Annotated in this window: 17 protein-coding genes and 1 pseudogene; 10 read left to right on the top strand and 8 right to left on the bottom strand. The window is 71.8% G+C overall.

All coding sequences use genetic code 11. The features are described from left to right. On the top strand, positions 1–1,014 hold a 1,014-nt coding region (locus ABD296_RS15255; RefSeq protein ID WP_344266846.1), incomplete at its 5' end, for an HNH endonuclease signature motif containing protein. A gap of 447 nt (positions 1,015–1,461) precedes the next feature. Continuing rightward, positions 1,462–2,394: an aminoglycoside phosphotransferase family protein gene (locus ABD296_RS15250; RefSeq protein ID WP_344266843.1), complete on the top strand. Its 933-nt coding sequence runs from the start codon at positions 1,462–1,464 to the stop codon at positions 2,392–2,394. On the opposite strand, the gene ABD296_RS15245 is transcribed toward ABD296_RS15250, so the two are convergent. Continuing rightward, positions 2,351–2,875: an Lrp/AsnC family transcriptional regulator gene (locus tag ABD296_RS15245; protein WP_344266840.1), complete on the bottom strand. Its 525-nt coding sequence runs from the start codon at positions 2,873–2,875 to the stop codon at positions 2,351–2,353. The two genes, ABD296_RS15250 and ABD296_RS15245, sit on opposite strands and share 44 nt — an antisense overlap. Positions 2,876–2,980: 105 nt before the next feature. Here ABD296_RS15245 and ABD296_RS15240 point away from each other — a divergent pair. Continuing rightward, positions 2,981–4,057: pseudogene (locus tag ABD296_RS15240) on the top strand (APC family permease); the annotation flags it as partial. Positions 4,058–4,171: 114 nt separating this feature from the next. Here ABD296_RS15240 and ABD296_RS15235 read toward each other — a convergent pair. Continuing rightward, entirely contained in the window at positions 4,172–5,416 is a 1,245-nt protein-coding gene (locus ABD296_RS15235) for an MFS transporter (protein ID WP_344266837.1), read from the bottom strand. A 132-nt stretch (positions 5,417–5,548) separates the two neighbouring features. Here ABD296_RS15235 and ABD296_RS15230 point away from each other — a divergent pair, with 132 nt between their 5' ends. After that, positions 5,549–6,076, top strand: coding sequence for a MarR family winged helix-turn-helix transcriptional regulator (locus tag ABD296_RS15230; RefSeq protein WP_344266834.1), 528 nt, complete (start codon positions 5,549–5,551; stop codon positions 6,074–6,076). A gap of 16 nt (positions 6,077–6,092) precedes the next feature. On the opposite strand, the gene ABD296_RS15225 is transcribed toward ABD296_RS15230, so the two are convergent. Beyond that, the gene (locus ABD296_RS15225) at positions 6,093–7,349 is read right to left on the bottom strand and encodes an alpha/beta hydrolase (protein ID WP_344266831.1); all 1,257 of its coding nucleotides are present in this window, start codon (positions 7,347–7,349) and stop codon (positions 6,093–6,095) included. Between the two features lie 51 nt (positions 7,350–7,400). Here ABD296_RS15225 and ABD296_RS15220 point away from each other — a divergent pair, with 51 nt between their 5' ends. Beyond that, positions 7,401–7,940 carry a helix-turn-helix domain-containing protein gene (locus ABD296_RS15220; RefSeq protein ID WP_344266828.1) on the top strand — a complete coding sequence of 180 codons (540 nt, stop codon included), beginning with the start codon at positions 7,401–7,403 and terminating at the stop codon, positions 7,938–7,940. Positions 7,941–7,944: 4 nt separating this feature from the next. Here the strand turns inward: ABD296_RS15220 and ABD296_RS15215 are convergent, their stop codons facing one another. The 4 genes from ABD296_RS15215 to ABD296_RS15200 form a co-directional block, all read right to left on the bottom strand. After that, positions 7,945–9,150 (bottom strand): hypothetical protein, encoded by a 1,206-nt coding sequence (locus ABD296_RS15215; protein WP_344266825.1) that lies wholly within the window; start codon positions 9,148–9,150, stop codon positions 7,945–7,947. Positions 9,151–9,401: 251 nt separating this feature from the next. Continuing rightward, complete coding sequence (locus ABD296_RS15210) at positions 9,402–9,953, bottom strand: cysteine hydrolase family protein (protein ID WP_344266822.1); 552 nt, start codon at positions 9,951–9,953, stop codon at positions 9,402–9,404. A 2-nt stretch (positions 9,954–9,955) separates the two neighbouring features. After that, positions 9,956–11,395: an MFS transporter gene (locus ABD296_RS15205; RefSeq protein ID WP_344266820.1), complete on the bottom strand. Its 1,440-nt coding sequence runs from the start codon at positions 11,393–11,395 to the stop codon at positions 9,956–9,958. Positions 11,396–11,609: 214 nt separating this feature from the next. Next, on the bottom strand, positions 11,610–11,972 hold the full coding sequence (locus ABD296_RS15200) for a DsrE family protein (RefSeq protein WP_208243474.1): 363 nt from the start codon (positions 11,970–11,972) through the stop codon (positions 11,610–11,612). 196 nt (positions 11,973–12,168) lie between these two features. Between ABD296_RS15200 and ABD296_RS15195 the strand changes: the two genes are divergently transcribed. The 4 genes from ABD296_RS15195 (at position 12,169) to ABD296_RS15180 (ending at position 14,964) form a co-directional block, all read left to right on the top strand. Continuing rightward, positions 12,169–12,654 (top strand): FABP family protein, encoded by a 486-nt coding sequence (locus tag ABD296_RS15195; RefSeq protein WP_344266815.1) that lies wholly within the window; start codon positions 12,169–12,171, stop codon positions 12,652–12,654. 325 nt (positions 12,655–12,979) lie between these two features. Continuing rightward, complete coding sequence (locus ABD296_RS15190) at positions 12,980–13,396, top strand: Fur family transcriptional regulator (RefSeq protein WP_344266813.1); 417 nt, start codon at positions 12,980–12,982, stop codon at positions 13,394–13,396. A 9-nt stretch (positions 13,397–13,405) separates the two neighbouring features. Then, a complete protein-coding gene (gene ygfZ, locus ABD296_RS15185) occupies positions 13,406–14,386 on the top strand; it encodes a CAF17-like 4Fe-4S cluster assembly/insertion protein YgfZ (RefSeq protein WP_344266810.1) in 981 nt (326 codons plus the stop codon). Between the two features lie 80 nt (positions 14,387–14,466). Further along, the gene (locus tag ABD296_RS15180) at positions 14,467–14,964 is read left to right on the top strand and encodes a hypothetical protein (protein ID WP_344266807.1); all 498 of its coding nucleotides are present in this window, start codon (positions 14,467–14,469) and stop codon (positions 14,962–14,964) included. A 19-nt stretch (positions 14,965–14,983) separates the two neighbouring features. Here ABD296_RS15180 and dtd read toward each other — a convergent pair whose 3' ends face one another. After that, positions 14,984–15,409 (bottom strand): D-aminoacyl-tRNA deacylase, encoded by a 426-nt coding sequence (dtd, locus tag ABD296_RS15175; protein WP_344266804.1) that lies wholly within the window; start codon positions 15,407–15,409, stop codon positions 14,984–14,986. 20 nt (positions 15,410–15,429) lie between these two features. Here dtd and ABD296_RS15170 point away from each other — a divergent pair, with 20 nt between their 5' ends. Further along, entirely contained in the window at positions 15,430–16,257 is an 828-nt protein-coding gene (locus ABD296_RS15170; RefSeq protein WP_344266801.1) for a BKACE family enzyme, read from the top strand. Positions 16,258–16,267: the final 10 nt, after the last annotated feature.

The following is a 16,267-nucleotide window of genomic DNA, read 5'->3' as shown; positions in this document are numbered from 1 at the left end:
CGGGAGAACCGCACCACCGAACGCCTCATCCTCGCCCGCCAGCGGCACCGCCTCCCCCAGGTCGCCGAACGCCTCGCGGCCGGGGAGCTGTCGTATGGGTATGCGGCCACGGTCGCGCAGAGTGTGGCGCGGCTGGAGGACACCGACTGCGCCCAAGCCGAGACCACTCTGCTGAGCTTCGTTGACCAAGGCTTCTCGGCCGCGAAGGTGGCGGTGTTCGGCCGCCGCATCTGCGACGTGATCGCCGAACGCGACGGCACCGAAACCATTCCCGGTGAGGATGCCAAGCGCGGGTACGCCAAGTCGTGGATCACCAGTACCGGGTCGCTGGACGGCGGCCGGTACATCAAGGGCTGGTTGAACGCCGAAGACGCCGCCATCTGGGACGGCACTCTCGCCCCCTTGGCCAAGCCGGCCGGGCCCGACGACCACCGCGACGTAGGCGAGCGCACCGCCGCCGCGCTGTCCAGCGTGCTGTCCGGTGGGCACAAGGCCACCAAGGTCACCGTGATTTGCGATCTGGAGACACTGACCGGCGGCAACGCCCCGGCCCGCCTCACCGACGGCACCCCGATCCCCGCCGCCCAAGCCCGCCGCATCGCCCTAGCAGCCGGAGTGTCCCCGCTCCTGCTCGGGCGGGGACACACGCCCCTGTACCTCGGGTACCGGGAGCGGTTCGCCAGCGCCGCCCAACGACAGGTACTGGAGACGCAGTATCCGACCTGCGCGGTGCGGGAATGTGAGATCCCCGGAACGTTGTGCGAGGTCGACCACGTCAACGGCTGGGCCCTGGGCAACAGCCCCACCGACATCGACCAACTCGCCCTCACCTGCGGATGGCACAACCGCTTCAAACACACCAGCCCAAACCAGATCGGGATCAGCAAAGATCCCGACGGGCGATACGTCTACCGGCTGCTCCCACCAGCGGGCGCACGATCAAGAACCCGGAGTGGCAGCGGGCCGCCGGGGGCGATCGGCCCACCCGACACCACCGCCAACTGGGCCGCATAACCCACCCCACACCGCATTCATCGACCGGTTCGCCCGAATCCAACCTGGATATCGGGCGAACCGGCATGCCCACCTGCATGGCGCCTCGCCCTCCGCCGTGATGGTCCGGACGATTCCCGCCTCGGTCTGCGAGGCAACCACATGCCACGCGTGCGGCACCGTCCCGAAGTCCACCGGGTCCAGCGATCGCCCAGGGCACGCTGCCTGCTCACTCTGCCTCGTCGGCGGCCTTTGACTTCAGCTACGCAGCCCGGGGGTAACGGTGCCCCCTCGTCAGCCCTCGGCGTTTCGCCCGCCCGACTCTTCGCCCGATGCTTCGGGGGCGGTCGCGCCACCCCACCGCACGAACACCCTCACGCCCCCATCCCCAGGGCCCGCCACCGGAAGACACCTCTCGCTGGGTTCGTTTCCCCGTAAGCGCGGCTTGGACGGGCGTAGCTTGCCCGGGTGGTGGTGGTACCGGAGGCGTTCGCGCGGAGCACCTTTGAGCGCGAAGGGGAGTCCGGCGCGCGATGGATCGCCGAACTCCCCGGAATCGTTAAAGAGCTGCTGGAGCGCTGGGAATGCGCGCCGGACGGCGAGGTCATGCACGGGGGCGTCGGGGTCATCGTTCCGGTACGGCGGCGGCGCGGGGAGGCCGCTGTGCTGAAGGTGTCCTTTCCGCATCCGGGCAATGTCCATGAGCCGGACGCGTTCGTGGCTTGGGGCGGGCGCGGGGCGGTCATGCTGTTCGAGCGCGATGACGAGCGGTTCGCGATGCTGCTGGAGCGTGCCTGGACGACGTCTTTGGCGCAGGCGCAAGCCGGGAACGTCGACGAGATGGTGCGGGTCGCGGGGTGTGTCAGCCGGCGGCTGGCCGTTCCGGCGCCGCCGGGCCTGCCCAGGCTGCGGGATCAGGCCGATGCCTGGGAGGAGCAGCTGTGGCGGGACGCGCGGGAACTGGCGCACGGGCTGCCGTGCCGGGTGCTGGACGCGGCAGCGGCGACCGTCCGGGAGGTGGGGCGCGTTCAGCCGGACACGCTGGTCCATGGCGACCTTCATCCGAGGAACATCCTGCGCGCCGATCGGGAGCAGTGGCTGGCCGTCGATCCGAAGGGGTACGCGGGGGATCCTGCCTACGACGGCGGCGCGCTGCTCAAGTCGCTCGTGCTGGTCCTCCTTGAGGCCGATGACCTGGTTAAGGCCCTGCATCATGCGATGGACGTCTTCGCCGAGGCCGCCGAGCTCGAGCGCGAGCGGGTCCAGCGTTGGGCGCAGCTGCACGCTGTCCAGGCCGCGTTCTGGGCTCGCCGTCACGGGTTCCGCGTGGCTCGCGGGGGGCCGGAACTGGAGCAGATCACCGATCTCGCCGACCACCTCGCGGAATCGTTGACGAGGTGACAGGCGGCCAGCCCGACAGCGGGAGCGGGCCGCGGCTGAGGACGGTGCGGATGGCGAAGGTGCTCCGGGCGTCGCGGACCGGGCCGATGGCCAGGATGTCGTCGAGCAGCACCTGCTCGTAGGTCGCCAGGTCGGGGGCGGCCACCTCGACCAGGAAATCCGCCTCCCCTGAGACGACGTAGCAGGAGACGACCGCCGGGATGGCGGTCAGGGCGGCCTCGATGGTCCGGGAGGTCTCGCGTGAATGCTGGTCGACCGTCAGTGCGACGAAGACGGTGAGCCCGAGTCCGAGCCGGTCGCGGTCCAGTTCAGCGCGGTAGCCCGCGATGACGCCGTCGTTCTCCAGCGACTTGGTGCGGCGCAGGCAGGACGAGGGGGAGAGCCGGACGGACTCGGCCAGGTCGACGTTCGCGGTCCGGCCGTGCTCCTGGAGGCGTTCGAGAATGGCGCGATCGATGCGGTCGTACAGAGGTTGCGGCATACCGTGCAGGATAAGCGCTTCTACGCGGCATGTCGTTGCGTCTAGGGCCCTACAGCGAGCACAACTCGCCATCGCGTTTCGTGCGTTCCGGGACATGCTCCTGCCATGTCCCAGCACGAGAACGAACCTTTGTCCACGGTGGGTGCCACGGCGCTGTACGTCGGCGCGCTGCTGGGTCCGAGCCTGCTGCTTCTGCCGGGGTTGGCGGCGCGGGCCGCCGGTCCTGCGTCCCTGCTGGCGTGGATCGCCTTGCTGGTGCTGTCCGGCCTCATTGCCGCCGTCTTCAGCCGTCTCGGCACCACGGTGGGGTCGGCGAGCGGCGTCGCGGGGTACGCCACGGCCGGGCTCGGTCCGCGTGCCGGGCGCGCCGTTGCCTGGTGCTTTCTCGGCGGGGTCGTCACCGGTGCGCCGGTCGTGTGCCTGATCGGCGGGGCGTACGTGGCCGAGCTGCTGCGGGCGGGCGACCCGACGGCGTTCATGGCCGCCGCGGTCCTGCTGGCGCTGGTGCTGGCGATGCGTCTCGCGGGTGCCAGGACGGGGGTGCGCCTGCAGTTGACGCTGGTCGCGGTGCTGGTGGTGCTGGTGGTGGTCGCTGTCGGCGGGGCGGCGCCGGCGGCGCGCGGCGCGTACTGGCATCCGTTCGCGCCGCACGGCTGGGGCTCGATCGTCCGGGCGGCGTCGCCGCTGATGCTGGCGTTCGTCGGGTGGGAGGCCGCCGCCCCGCTGACGGCCCGGCTGCGGGATCCGCGGCGGCAGCTCCCGCGCGTCGTGGCGGCCGCATTCGCGGTGACCGCCGTCCTCTACCTGGCGTTGGCCGCCGCCACCGTCGGCGTGCTCGGGCCGCGGGCCGGCAGTTCCGTGCCGCTGGCGGGTCTGCTTCAGGTCGCGGTTGGCAGGAGCGGTGCCGCGATCGCGGCGGTGGGCGCGGTCGTCCTTACCCTGGCCGCGACGAACGCCTATCTGACGGGTGCCACGGTGATGGCCTCGGCGTTGGCCGGGCAGGGACGGAGGCGGCCGGGCCCGGCCGCCCTCGTCGCCGCGATCGCCGCCGCAGGGGGACTGCTGCTCGGCCCGGTCGCCGCCGGCCTGGTCAGCACCGTGCAGTTCGTCGCCGTCCCGACGACGCTGTTCCTCGTCGTCTATCTCGGCTGCATGGCGGCGGCGGTCCGCCTCCTCAGCGGTCTGGCGAGGGTCGCGGCGGCGATCGCCTGCGCTGTGGTCCTCCTGCTGCTGGTCTTCTCGGGCTGGGCCGCGCTTCTCGCCGCCGCCGTGGCCGTCGCGGCGTCCATGCGCGGTTCACTCGTTCGCCGAGGACGAGGAAGCGGCCGGCTCTCCGGCGGCCGGCGCGTCCTGCGGGACGGTGCGCGAGGCGGTGCGGCCGGTGCCGAGCGTGAGGAGCAGCGAGCCGGCGGTCAGGGCCACGCCGAACCAGACGACGCTCGTGACGCCCAGGTTGTCGGCGAAAAGGCCGCCGAATAGCGCGCCGAGGGCGATGGAGGTGTTGTACGCCATGGTGTTGAGCGACATCGCTGCCTCGAAGGTCTCCGGTGCGGCGGCGAGCGTCATGTTGACCTGCGACAGCTGGACGACGCCGAAGGAGACGCCCCACAGCACCAGCGAGACGATCGCTCCGGCCGGTCCGTCGCCGATCGCGAGGAGCAGCAGCAGGGAGATCACGAGCCCGGCGCAGCCGGTGAGGAAGCTGCCCCGCAGGCTCCTGTTCACCGTGTATCCGGCGATGAAGTTCCCGGCGGCGCCGCCGACGCCGAAGATGATCAACACGACGGTGATGAAGAGCGGCGAGGCGGACGCGTTGTCCTCCAGGAAAGGGCGCACGAAGGTGTACGCCCCGAAGTGGCCGAGTACGAATAGCACGACCGCGCACAGCACCGCGCGCAGCGGCGCGTTCCTGACCGGCAGCCCGAAGACCTCGCGGACCGGGACGGCGTTCGCCGACGGGAGGGACGGGACCGTCGCGACGACCGTCAGGAGCACCAGCAGGCTGAGCCCGGACCAGATGAGGAACGTGGTGCGCCAGTCGGTGAGGTCCTCCAGGACGGTCCCGACCGGTATGCCGACGACCGTGGCGATCGAGATCCCCGACATCACGATCGCGGACGCCCGGCTCGCGTGGCGTTCGCCGACGAGGCGCATCGCCATGCTCACGCCGATGGCCCAGAACACGCCGCTGGCGAACCCCATGATGAGACGCGTCGCCAGGACCAGCGGATAGTTCGGCGATATGGCGGTGACGAGGTTCCCGAGGGTCAGCACGGCCAGCAGCGTGGACAGGAGGACGCGCCGGTTGACGTGCCTGGTCCACGCCACGATGAACGTCACGCCCAGTCCGGCCGAGACGCCGTAGAGGGTGACCATCAGCGCGGCCACTCCCACTTCGATGTCCAGGCTGGCGCTCAGCGGGGTGAGCAGGCCGACGGGCATGAGTTCCGTGGTGAGGAAGACGAAGAGGCTGGCGGTGATCGCGGCGACGCCGAGCCATGCCCTTCGGGTCGAGTGTGGTTGCTGATCCTCTGCGTTCACGTTGCTCTCCTGTTCGATCGAGGCCCGGTCGGCGCGGTACGGGCAAACCTCTTAACGTTGAAGTGTTCAACGTTGGTGACGGTAGGCCGACTGATACCTTGATGTCAAACAGTTCAACGTTAAGGAGTAGGTGTGGCCCGTGATGCCGTCGATCTCGTCGTGGAGCAGTGGGCCCGCGCGCGCCCGGACTTCGACGCGTCCCCCATGGGCGTCCTCGGCCGCCTCTCCCGGCTGAGCCGGATCGTCGAGCGGGAGCTCAAGTCCCTGTTCGCCGAGTTCGGGCTGGAGAGGGGCGAGTTCGACGTCCTCGCGACCCTGCGCCGCGCCGGTGCGCCCGAGGGCATGACCGCGGGCGCACTGGCCCGCGCCTCGATGGTGACGTCCGGCGCCGTCACCAACCGGCTCGACCGGCTCGTCGCCAAGGGCTACGTCACACGCGACGTCGACCCCGCCAACCGGCGGACGGTCGTCGTCGCCCTCACGTCCACCGGGCGTGACCTCATCGACCGCGCCGTCGTCGCGCACGTCGACAACGAGCGCCGCCTCCTCGCGGCGCTCGACCGGCACCAGCAGGACGATCTCGCCGCGACGCTGCGCACCCTGCTGCTCAGCCTCGGCGACGAGGCTGACGGGGCGGACGCGGCCGACGCCGCCGATTGAGCCCGCCGCGGGCCGGTCAGGTCGTCTTCAGCCAGCCGGCGATGTCGTCGATCACGGCCGGGTCGACGTGCTGCGGACGCTCGTAGTCGGCCGGCGTCGACGGGCCCGTGCCCGGGAAGAACAGGTGGTCGGCGGCGTCGTGGACGCGGATGGCGACGTCCGGGCGGCCGCCCAGGGCCGTGCGCCAGCGGGCGAGGTCGTCCTCGACGGTCACCTGGTAATCGCGGCCGCCTTGCAGGATGAGCATGGGTTTGTGCAGGTCGAGGGCGGTCGCGACGGGATCGTAGGCCCGCAGGTCCAGCCAGTAGGGGGCGGACAGGCCGAAGGGCAGGTCCGCCGCGGGCGTCGACGGCGACAGCGCGGGGTCGGCGACCCGGGCGGCCTGCCGGACGATGGCCGCGACGGCGGCGTCCGCGCTCGGCCCCGGAGTTAGGGACGCCAGGTGGCGCGTCACGCGGACGGCGGCCTCGTGCATCGGCTGCGCGTCCCCCGCCATGATCACTAGTCCGGCGAGCGAAGGGTCGGCGGCGGCGACGCGCGGGGCGGCCTTGCCGCCCATGCTGTGGCCGAGCACGAAGATCCGCGCGGCGTCCACGCCCGGCTCCCGCCGCAGCAGGGAGGCGGCGGCGAGGGCGTGCGGGACGTACTCGTCCGCCATGGTGAAGCCGGGGTCGGCGGCCACCTCGGCGGGATGGGCGCAGGTCACCTTGTCGAACCGCAGCACGGCGATGCCGTTCGTGGCCAGACCCCAGGCGATGTCCTTGAGCGGCTTGTTCGGGCCGCTGGTCGCGTCGCGGTCGAACGGGCCGCCGCCGCTGAGCAGGACGACCCCCGGCCACGGGCCGCGCCCTCGCGGAAGGGTCAACGTCCCGGGGACGGACAGCGGCCCGGAGCCGACGGTGACGTCCCGCTCCTCGAAGGCCGACGGGTCGGCGTAGGGCGGCGGGTCCCACGCGCCGGCGCCCCCGGGCGCGAGCCGGAAGCCGTTCAGCAGACCGGAGCCGTCCACGGACATGACCACGGTCAGCGTCCCGCGCTCGCACTCGACCGGGACGCTCACCCGGACCAGGCCGGCCCCGATCGGCTCGGCCGCCGGTTCCCCGACGGAGGTCACCGCCCCATGGCGTGCGGTCTCCTCCGTCCATGCGACCCGCAGCGTTCCGGCGGACGCGACGGCCCGCAGCGGCGCCGCGAACAGCGCCTCGACCTCGGCGAACCGTCCCGCCCGCAGCGAGCGGACGACGCCGGCGGCGGTGGTCCCCGCGTCTGCCATCCCACCCCTCTCAAGTTTGAGAAAGGTAACACAGATGAGATCGTAAGCCTCATGGACACCCTGGAGCTGCTCGCCCATCCCGTCCGGCTGCGGGTCGTGCACGCGATGCGCGGTGGCCGGCTGCTCACGACCTCCGACCTGTGCGCGCGGATCCCGGACGTCTCGAAGGCGACCGTCTACCGGCACATCGACCTGCTCGTGGCCGGCGGCGTGCTCGAAGTGGCCGAGGAGCGCCGGGTGCGCGGCGCGGTCGAGCGCCGGTACCGGCTGCACCAGGACCGCGCCGTGATCGACCCCGGGACGCCGCTCTCGCCGGACGACCACCGGCGCGGGTTCGCGGCGGCGATGGCCGCGCTGCTCGCCGAGTTCGGCGCCTACCTCGACCGCGACGGCGCCGATCCGGCCGCCGACCTGGTCGGATACCGCCAGCACGCGGTGTGGCTCAGCGAGGAGGAACTCCGCGGCCTGATCGCCGAGATGCGCGCCGCGATCGCGCCCCGGCTGGCGAACCGCGCCTCGCCCGGCCGCGCCCAGTACCTGCTGAGCCCGATCCTCTTCCCGATCGAGTCCTCCGCCGCGGACGCCACCTGAACGGCTAGTTCGGCGACGCCGTGCTCCCGGCGTCCGGTGGCGGCCGGGTGGGATCCGAGGGGGCGGGGAGCATCTCCGTCGACCGCACGCGGGTCCTGATCCAGGTGCGCCACGACTTCGGGGGTGGCGCCTGCGCGTACCGGCCCCGCGGCGCCACCGCCAGGATCGCCGCCGCGGCGGCGTCGGCGACCTGGAACGAGGTGGGCGGGCCGGCGGCGTCCGGCGGGCGCGGAGCGGGCCGCAGCTCTTCGGGACGTCCCACGATCTCCACCCCGCTCGAACGGAGTCCGGCCAGGTCCTCCTCGGCCCACGCGGCCACCAGTGCCCGCGCGGATTCGGGGACGGCGACCGGCCCGCCGCGTTCACCGCGGCCGTTCAGGCCGCGCAGCAGGATCTCCTCGCGCAGGGCCCGGCGCTCGAAGGTGCTCCAGCCCGCCCCGTCGAGCCGCCGGTTCAGCGCGATCAGCAGCTCGATCTCGTCGCCGGTCAGCCCGCTGTGGGCCCGGCGCGTCCGGATCTCGGCGGGCAACCGGCCGACGCACGCGGACGCCCCGACGGCTGCGGCGAAGCGGTGCCACAGCAGGTCAGGAGGCGAGCCGGGGTTGACCACGACGCGGACCCTTTCCGGCCCGACCTCGGCGGCCCAGCGCCGCACCAGGCCGCCGAGCCCGAAGGCCCGCCACAGGTGCAGGTCAGGCTCCTCCTCGATCGCCCGCCGGCCGCGGTCGCGCTGCTCGGCCAGGACCGCGAAGAACTCCTCCATGCCGGACTGCCGGCCGTTGCGGACGTGCTGCTGCCACAGCGACGGGAGCGACCGGTCCAGCCCGCGCGTGGTGATCACCACCTCGACGGCGGCGCCGCCGAACTCGGCGAGCAGGCGCGCCACCGCCGGCGAGCGGATCGCCGCGAGCGCCTCGGCGGAGATCAGTACCGTGTCCTGCCAGGCGTGGACCTTGGCCATCAGCCGCGTCCACTTGCCCCGCTCCACGGCGGCGTCGGCGGCCGAGACCCACGGGTATTCGGTGCCGAGAAGCCCGCGGGTCGCCTTCTCGTGGTTCTCGATCGCGTCGGGGAGGATCTCCCTGATCGAGGCCGGATACAGAATGCCCGCCTCCTCGGCGAGCGGCCCCGTGATATGCCCGAGCATCTCCTGCAGATAGGTGGTGCCCGACTTCTGCTGCCCGATGTGCAGAATCACCTTCGCGGCCATGGATTCCCCCTTCGCTCGCACCCGAGAGTGCAGAGAATCGGGTGTTTCCCCTGGTCATGGCACCCTAGAGGGAGCGGGGTCCGGCGCAGAAGACGTCCGGGCGAAGGTTAGCGCGGGGTTAACGCGCAATTCCCTCTTCACCCAGGCTTCTTTCAGGTTTCACACAGGTACGAGGGGCCTGCGAATCGGCGGAATCCGCCTGGGGCACGGGGCCGAGCCGCCGGGACGGCCCGGCCCCGTGCGGTTTCTCGTCACTCGAGGGATTTCGTCCACTCGTCGATGGTGAGCACCTCCGCCTGGCGCGGAAAGACCTTCTCGGTCAGGACGCGGTGGACCTCCTCGTCGGAGTCGGCGCAGCCGTCCGCGAGGACCGTGAGCCGGAAGTCGAGATCGGCGGCCTGGCGCAGGGTGGACAGGACGACGCCGCTCGTGGCGATCCCGGTCAGCACGAGGTGCTCGATCCCGCCCGACCGCAGGACGAGGTCCAGATCGCTGCCCGCGAACGCGCTGACCCGCTTCTTGGTGATCACCGGCTCGCCCGGACGCGGCGCGACGTCCGGGTGGATCGCGGCGTTCGGGTCGCCCGGGGTGAACGCGCCGTCCGGCAGGGCGCCGAACGTCTTGTTGCGGGGGTTCTTCTCGGGGTGGCCGTCGCGGAACCCGACGACGACGTGCAGCACGGGGATCCCGGCGTCGCGCGCGGCGGCGACCGCGCCGGCGAGCCGGGGCACGTAGCCGCCGTCCGGGACGCGGTCGGCCATCGCGTTCTGGAGGTCCATCACGAGCAGGGCGGTGTCGGTCATGGTCATTCGGCCTTTCGGGATGCGGAGCCGGCACGGCTCAAGGAACGGTCCACCACCGTCACCAGCAGGAACGCGACGGAGATGGCAAGCATGAACCAGGCGAGATGGTGCATTCCGGTGGTACTGGCGCGCGCCCCGAAGAACGCGCCGTTGGCGGCGGACGCGACGATCGCGCCCAGGTAGCCGAAGGTGCGCAGCAACCCGGCGGACGACGCCAGCCGCTCCGGATCGGCCTGGTGGTAGACGGAGTTCTGCAGCGCGAGGCTATTGAGCCCCTGCGGGACGCCGACGACGAGCGCGACGACCACGATCAGCCAGACGGCACTGGAGGAGTGCAGCAACAGCAGCAGCGCGCACGCGGCGACCTGTGCCGCGGCTCCGGCGAGGAGCTTCCCACGGATCTCCGGGCGTCGCCCGGTGGCGGCGGAGACCAGGATGGCGGTTCCGAACAGCGGCAGCTGTGCGAGGCCCGCCTGGGACGCCGACAGGCCGCGCCCTTCCTCCAGCCATTGGGTGTAGCCGTACAGGAACGCGTATGTGACGACGTAAGTGAGGAGTGCGCGCCCGTAGGTGACGAGCAACGCCTTGTTGCCGCCGAGTACGTGCAGGTCGATGAACGGCGTCTCCGCGCGCAGCTCGCGCACTGCGAAGGCCGTCGCCGCCACTGCCACCACGGCGAGCAGGCACAGGTGTCCTATGTCCGGGTTCATCAGGAACACCAGGAGCGAGATGAGCATGACGGCGAAGAGCCCCATGCCCATCAGGTCCAGCCCTGCCAGCCGCCGCTCGCCCTGGGCGCGTTCCGGTAGCGGCGTCTTGGGCAGGCGTAGCGCGCCCAGAGCGATCCCGGCCAGCGCCAAGGGGATGTTGAGCGCGAGCGTCGTGCGCCACCCGCCGAGGCCAATCAGCAGCCCGCCGAGGGACGGCCCGACGACGGCGACCGTCTGCGTCGTGATCGCCAGGACGGTGAGGACGCCGGCCGGGCTGTCGCGTCCGGTCCGTCCGGCCTCGCTTCGGATCAGGGACATCGCGGCCGGGTACCCGGCGCACGTCCCGAACCCGAGCAGCACCCGCGCGGCGATCAGCGTCCACAGGTTCGGCGCCAGCATGCCGACGACGCCCGCGAGGCCGGTCAGGGCCGTCCCGGCGAGGAACAGCCGGCGCGGCCCGAACAGGTCGATCAGCCGCCCGACCACCGGCTGCCCGATCGCGGTGGCCAGGTAGAGCGCGGAGATCAGCCAGGCCGTCCTGGACGGCGGCGCCCCGAACGCCGCGCCGATCGGCACCAGCGCGACCGAGATGATCGACGAGTTCACCGGGTTCAGGACGCTGCCGAGCATCATCGGCGCCAGCAGCCGCCGGTCGAACCCGTCCCCGGGCGCCCGGCCGCCGGGGCCGCGCCGGCGCAGTGAGCCCGCGACCTGCGCGAGCACCGAGGTCATGGGCGCGGCCTCCGCCGCGCGGCCCCTTCCGGCACTCGTACCGATCCGACCGTTCCGTCCATGTCCTCCACGGTAGTTTCATCAGCTTGAACTGTCCAGTTGAAGCTGAACAAATTTGCCTGAGCAGGTAAGACTGGCCGGTTTTCGCGCATGCGGCCACCCGGCGGCGCCCATGGACCGGGCGTACCGCGCCTATGCGGGGTGGACGTCCGCGCTAGTAGACGAGCGCCTGCACGTCCGGTGCGGTGATCTCCTCGACGAACGTCGGGGCGCCGGCGATCCGGATGCCCGGCAGTACGTCGTCCGGGCCGATGTTGCGCCGCGCCGCGCACTGCGTGCACAACGTCACGCGCCCGGCGGCGAGGATCACCGCGAGCAGGTCGTCCAGCGGGGTCGCGTGCTCCAGTTCGAAGCCGGCGGCGCGGCCGGGCAGGGAGAACCAGGCGGACTCACCCGTCAGCCACAGCGAGATGGGCACGCCGCTCGCGGCCGCCGCCGCCGCGACCGTGAACGCCTGGTTGCAGCGCTCCGGCGCGTCCGCCCCCGCCGTCACCTTGATAACCAGAGGTCTCGCCATAAGGCGCACTCTAGTCCGGCGGGCGCGCGTAGCATCGTGCGGCGTGAGCGGCATGGTGAACGCGGGTGTCCTGGTCCTCGCTCTCGCGCTGGTGGTGGTGGCGGCCGTCCTGCTGGTGGTGCGCCTCGGGAGGCTGAGGTGACGGGCGCGCCTCGGGTGGCGCGCTGAGCCCCCCTCGCCGCTACGCTCGGTGCCCATGGAGCCTGAGCTGCACCCCGACCTTGAGCCGCTGAAGTTCCTCCTGGGCACGTGGGAGGGCGCCGGCGTCGGCGGCTATCCCACGATCGAGGGCTTCAACTTCGGGCAGGAGATCTCCTTCACCCACATCGGCAAGCCGTTCCTCGTCTACGCCAGCCGCAGCTGGCTGATCGAGGACGACGGCACGCTGGGCCGGCCGCTGGCCACGGAGACCGGCTACTGGCGTCCCCGTCCCGACCACGAGGTCGAGGTCACGCTGGCGCACCCGACCGGCATCGTGGAGATCTACGTCGGCAACGTCGCCTTCAACCGGGTCGAGCTGCAGACCGACGTCGTGGCGCGCACCCAGTCGGCCAAGGAGGTCGCCGGGGGAACGCGCCTGTACGGCCTCATCGGCGAGGACCTCGGCTGGGCCTACGACATGGCGGCCATGGGGCAGCCGCTCCAGTCGCACCTCTCCGCGCAGCTCAAGCGCGTCGGCTGACGGCCCGCGCCCCGGGGGCGAAAGACCCCGGACATGAACGATCCCCGGACCTTCCCGCGGGAGCGGGGCGGTGGACAGGACTGGTCCACCGGTCCGGGGATCGGGTAACTGCCTGGTATTCGCCGGTCACCGTCGCGACCGGTTGCCACCGCCCGGAGGCGGCGGCGCCGAGGCGGAACGGCGACTAGCTGACAGCCACCTCGCGAGTCCCAGAATCAATCATTTCTTGGACCACCTCCTTTCGCGCGTACCCCGCACGCTATGCGAGCCCCCGGCGTTCGGGCAAACGAGTTTTCGGCGATCCCGTCCGGCATACACTCGGGGCATGGTCGAGTCGTGGCAGGAGGAGCTGCGGGCTAAGGGGTACCGGGTCACCCCCCAGCGTCAGCTGGTGCTCGAGGCGGTCACCAACCTCGAGCACGGGACCCCCGAGGACATCTGCACCGAGGTGCAGCGCACCGCCCGCGGGGTGAACATCTCCACCGTCTACCGGACGCTGGAGCTGCTCGAGGAGCTGGGGCTCGTCAAGCACGCCCACCTGGGCCACGGGCCGCCGAACTACCATCTGGCGGCCGAGGCCGAGCACATCCACCTGGTGTGCCGGGGCTGCCACACCGTGCAGGACGTCGACCCCAAGGCCGCCGCCGGGCTGGCGGACGTGCTGGCGGACGAGTTCGGCTTCGAGACCGACGTGCACCACCTCACGGTGTACGGGCGGTGCAAGAACTGTCGCGCGACATAGTCTGGCTCCATGGAGAGCCCGCTGTTGCAGTCGTCCGGGGCGGTCGCCGCCGATGAGCCCGACCAGGAAGTCGCCGCGCACTACGGCGAACCCATGCAGGAGCAACGCGCGCTCGTGGCCGGTACGGCGTTCACCGACCGCGGCGACCGCGGCGTGGTGCGGGTCTCCGGGCCGGACCGGCTGAGCTGGCTGCACAGCCTGCTGAGCCAGCATTTGGACGGCTTGAAGCCGTTCGAGCCGACGGAGGCGCTGCTGCTCAGCCCGCAGGGCCACATCGAGCACCACATGTTCCTGGTGGACGACGGCGAGGCCGTGTGGATGCACGTCGAGCCCGGGCGGGCGCCCGCGCTGGCGGAGTTCCTCGACCGGATGCGGTTCATGCTCCGCGTCGAGGTCGCGGACGTGTCGGACGAGTACGCCGTGGTCACCGGGCCGGAGGGCGGCGGCCTCGCCTGGTCCGACGTCGCCGGGACGTTCACCCGGATCGTCCCGCGGTCGGACGGTTTCCCGGACGGTCTGCGCCCGGCCGGTATCTGGGCCTATGAGGCGCTGCGGATCGCCGAGCGGCGTCCCCGGTTCGGCCTCGACACCGACCACCGGACGATCCCGCACGAGGTCGGGTTCGTCGAGACGGCCGTCCACCTGAGCAAGGGCTGCTACCGGGGCCAGGAGACGGTCGCGCGCGTCCACAACCTCGGGCGCCCGCCCCGGCGGCTGGTGTTCCTGCACCTGGACGGCAGCGTCGACCGGCTCCCCGCGCACGGCGACCCGGTCGAGATCCCCGGCGGCCGGACGGTCGGGTTCGTCGGGTCGGCGGCCCGCCACCACGAGCTGGGCCCGATCGCGCTGGCGCTGGTCAAGCGGAACGTTCCGGTGGACGCGGACCTGCTGGCCGGCGGGGTCGCCGCCGCGCAGGAGGTCGTCGTCTCGCCGGACACGGGGGCGAACGCGCAGATCGATCTCCGGAGGCGCCCGGCAAATCGCGGGTAAAGCGGCGACCCTCGGGGCAAAATCGTCTGATATAGACGATTTCTGACCGGCCGCCGCCCGGGGAAGGTGGTTTCCTACCGATGGTCGCGAACCTGGGGAGAGAGCAGCCGCCGACCGCGCGGAGAGGGACCCGCCGCCGCCGTCCCCGCCGGGAGTCCGCGCTGCTGTGGTGGCTCCTGTTCGCGGCGGTCGCCGTCGCCGCCTGGTACCTGCACTCCTGGCGGGTGGCGCTGCTCGGCCTGCTCGGCTGGTGCCTGTACGAGTTCCTTCTCGTCCCCACGCTGTGCCGCGTCCTGACGCGCCAGGGCGCCCCGTGCGTCGAGCGCGCGCGCGGACGGCTGTTCGCGTGCACGCGGAGCCATCAGCACGTGAAGAACGACGCCCTGTGGAAGCTCATCGGGATGCGCAACCCGTCCCGCAGGAGGCCGGGCGCCGGCGAGGAGGAGGGCGGCACCGGCGTGGTCGTCCACTCGGCGAGCGTACGCGGACGGCTCGCCCCCGCTGACCGGGCACTGATCCTGCTGGCGGCCGCCGGGACCATCGTCACCGTTGTGGGAATGGTGTACGGGTTCGGCTGATTCTCGGGTCGGCGCGGGCTCAGATGTCGACGACGAGGGTGATCGGGCCGTCGTTCACCAGCGAGACGGCCATGTCCGCGCCGAAGACGCCCGTCTCGACCTTCGCGCCCAGCGCGCGGAGTTCCTGGACCACCGCGTCCACAAGGGGCTCCGCCACGGGACCGGGCGCGGCCGCCGTCCAGGTGGGGCGGCGGCCCTTCCGCGCGTCCCCGTAGAGGGTGAATTGGCTCACCACGAGCAGCGGCGCGTTCAGGTCCGAGCACGACTTCTCGTCCTTCAGGATGCGCAGCCCCCACAGCTTGGCGGCCATCCTGCGCGCCTTGGCGGCGTCGTCGTCGTGCGTCACCCCCACCAGGACCATCAGGCCCGGCCCGTCGATCTGCCCCACGACGCGTCCCGCCACGGACACGCTCGCCTGACCCACCCTCTGGACTACGGCACGCATGACCATGCATTCTGCCGCCTATGGGAGCAACGACGCTCATCACGGTGGCGCCCACGGGTGCGGAGTCCGCCAAGGCGGACGTACCGGCCCTGCCCGTCACCCTGGATGAACTGGTTCAGACGGCCAAGGAATGCGAGGCGGCCGGTGCGGCCGTCATCCACGTGCACATCCGCGACGACGACGCGCGGCCTACGCTCGACCCGTTCCTGCTGCAGGACACGGTGACGGCACTGAGGGAGAGCACGGGACTGATCGTCCAACTGTCCACGGGGGGTGCGGTGACCGACCCCTACGAGGACCGCCTGCGCGTCCTGGACGCGGCGCCCGACATGTGCTCGCTCACCTGCGGGACGGTCAACTTCGGCGACGACGTGTTCATGAACCCGTGGCCGTTCATGGCGGAGCTGTACCAGCGCACCCAGGAACTGGAGGTCGTGCCCGAATTCGAGCTGTTCGACCTCGGGCACGTCGCTTCCCTGCACCGCCTCTTGGACAAGTACGGACTCCCGTACGGCGGCCACGTCCACTGCGATCTCGTCATGGGCGTCCCCGGCGGGATGCCGGGGGACGCTCGCACACTGGTGGCCGCCGTCGAGGCGCTTCCCGACGGCGCGACGTGGTCGGCGACCGGCATCGGCCGGACGTCCCTGCCCGTGCTGTTCGCCGCCCTCTCCGCCGGCGGGCACCTGCGGGTCGGCATGGAGGACACGGTCACCTTCGCCAAGGGGCAGCCGGTCACCGCCAACGCCCGCCTCGTGGAACGCGCCGCGTCCGCCGCCGCCCTCGCGCAACGCCCCCCGATGCCCGCCGCCGACGCCCGCGCCTTGCTGGCCATCAAGCCTCGCTGACCTGGGTCAA

Origin of the sequence: Actinomadura napierensis (genome assembly GCF_039529375.1) — a bacterium.
Classification (GTDB): Bacteria; Actinomycetota; Actinomycetes; order Streptosporangiales; family Streptosporangiaceae; genus Spirillospora; species Spirillospora napierensis.
Note: the sequence above shows the minus strand (reverse complement) of the source record. Positions and strands in the feature narration are given on the sequence as shown.

Bases quoted from the DNA above. Each gene is read 5' to 3' on its own strand.
- ABD296_RS15215 (WP_344266825.1), bottom strand. From the start codon at position 9,150: ATGGCCGCGAAGGTGATTCTGCACATCGGGCAGCAGAAGTCGGGCACC.
- ABD296_RS15190 (WP_344266813.1), top strand. From the start codon at position 12,980: ATGGTCGAGTCGTGGCAGGAGGAGCTGCGGGCTAAGGGGTACCGGGTC.
- ABD296_RS15180 (WP_344266807.1), top strand. From the start codon at position 14,467: ATGGTCGCGAACCTGGGGAGAGAGCAGCCGCCGACCGCGCGGAGAGGG.
- ABD296_RS15225 (WP_344266831.1), bottom strand. From the start codon at position 7,349: ATGGCAGACGCGGGGACCACCGCCGCCGGCGTCGTCCGCTCGCTGCGG.
- dtd (WP_344266804.1), bottom strand. From the start codon at position 15,409: ATGCGTGCCGTAGTCCAGAGGGTGGGTCAGGCGAGCGTGTCCGTGGCG.
- ABD296_RS15210 (WP_344266822.1), bottom strand. From the start codon at position 9,953: ATGACCGACACCGCCCTGCTCGTGATGGACCTCCAGAACGCGATGGCC.
- ABD296_RS15170 (WP_344266801.1), top strand. From the start codon at position 15,430: ATGGGAGCAACGACGCTCATCACGGTGGCGCCCACGGGTGCGGAGTCC.
- ABD296_RS15220 (WP_344266828.1), top strand. From the start codon at position 7,401: ATGGACACCCTGGAGCTGCTCGCCCATCCCGTCCGGCTGCGGGTCGTG.
- ygfZ (WP_344266810.1), top strand. From the start codon at position 13,406: ATGGAGAGCCCGCTGTTGCAGTCGTCCGGGGCGGTCGCCGCCGATGAG.
- ABD296_RS15195 (WP_344266815.1), top strand. From the start codon at position 12,169: ATGGAGCCTGAGCTGCACCCCGACCTTGAGCCGCTGAAGTTCCTCCTG.
- ABD296_RS15245 (WP_344266840.1), bottom strand. From the start codon at position 2,875: ATGCCGCAACCTCTGTACGACCGCATCGATCGCGCCATTCTCGAACGC.
- ABD296_RS15205 (WP_344266820.1), bottom strand. From the start codon at position 11,395: ATGACCTCGGTGCTCGCGCAGGTCGCGGGCTCACTGCGCCGGCGCGGC.
- ABD296_RS15200 (WP_208243474.1), bottom strand. From the start codon at position 11,972: ATGGCGAGACCTCTGGTTATCAAGGTGACGGCGGGGGCGGACGCGCCG.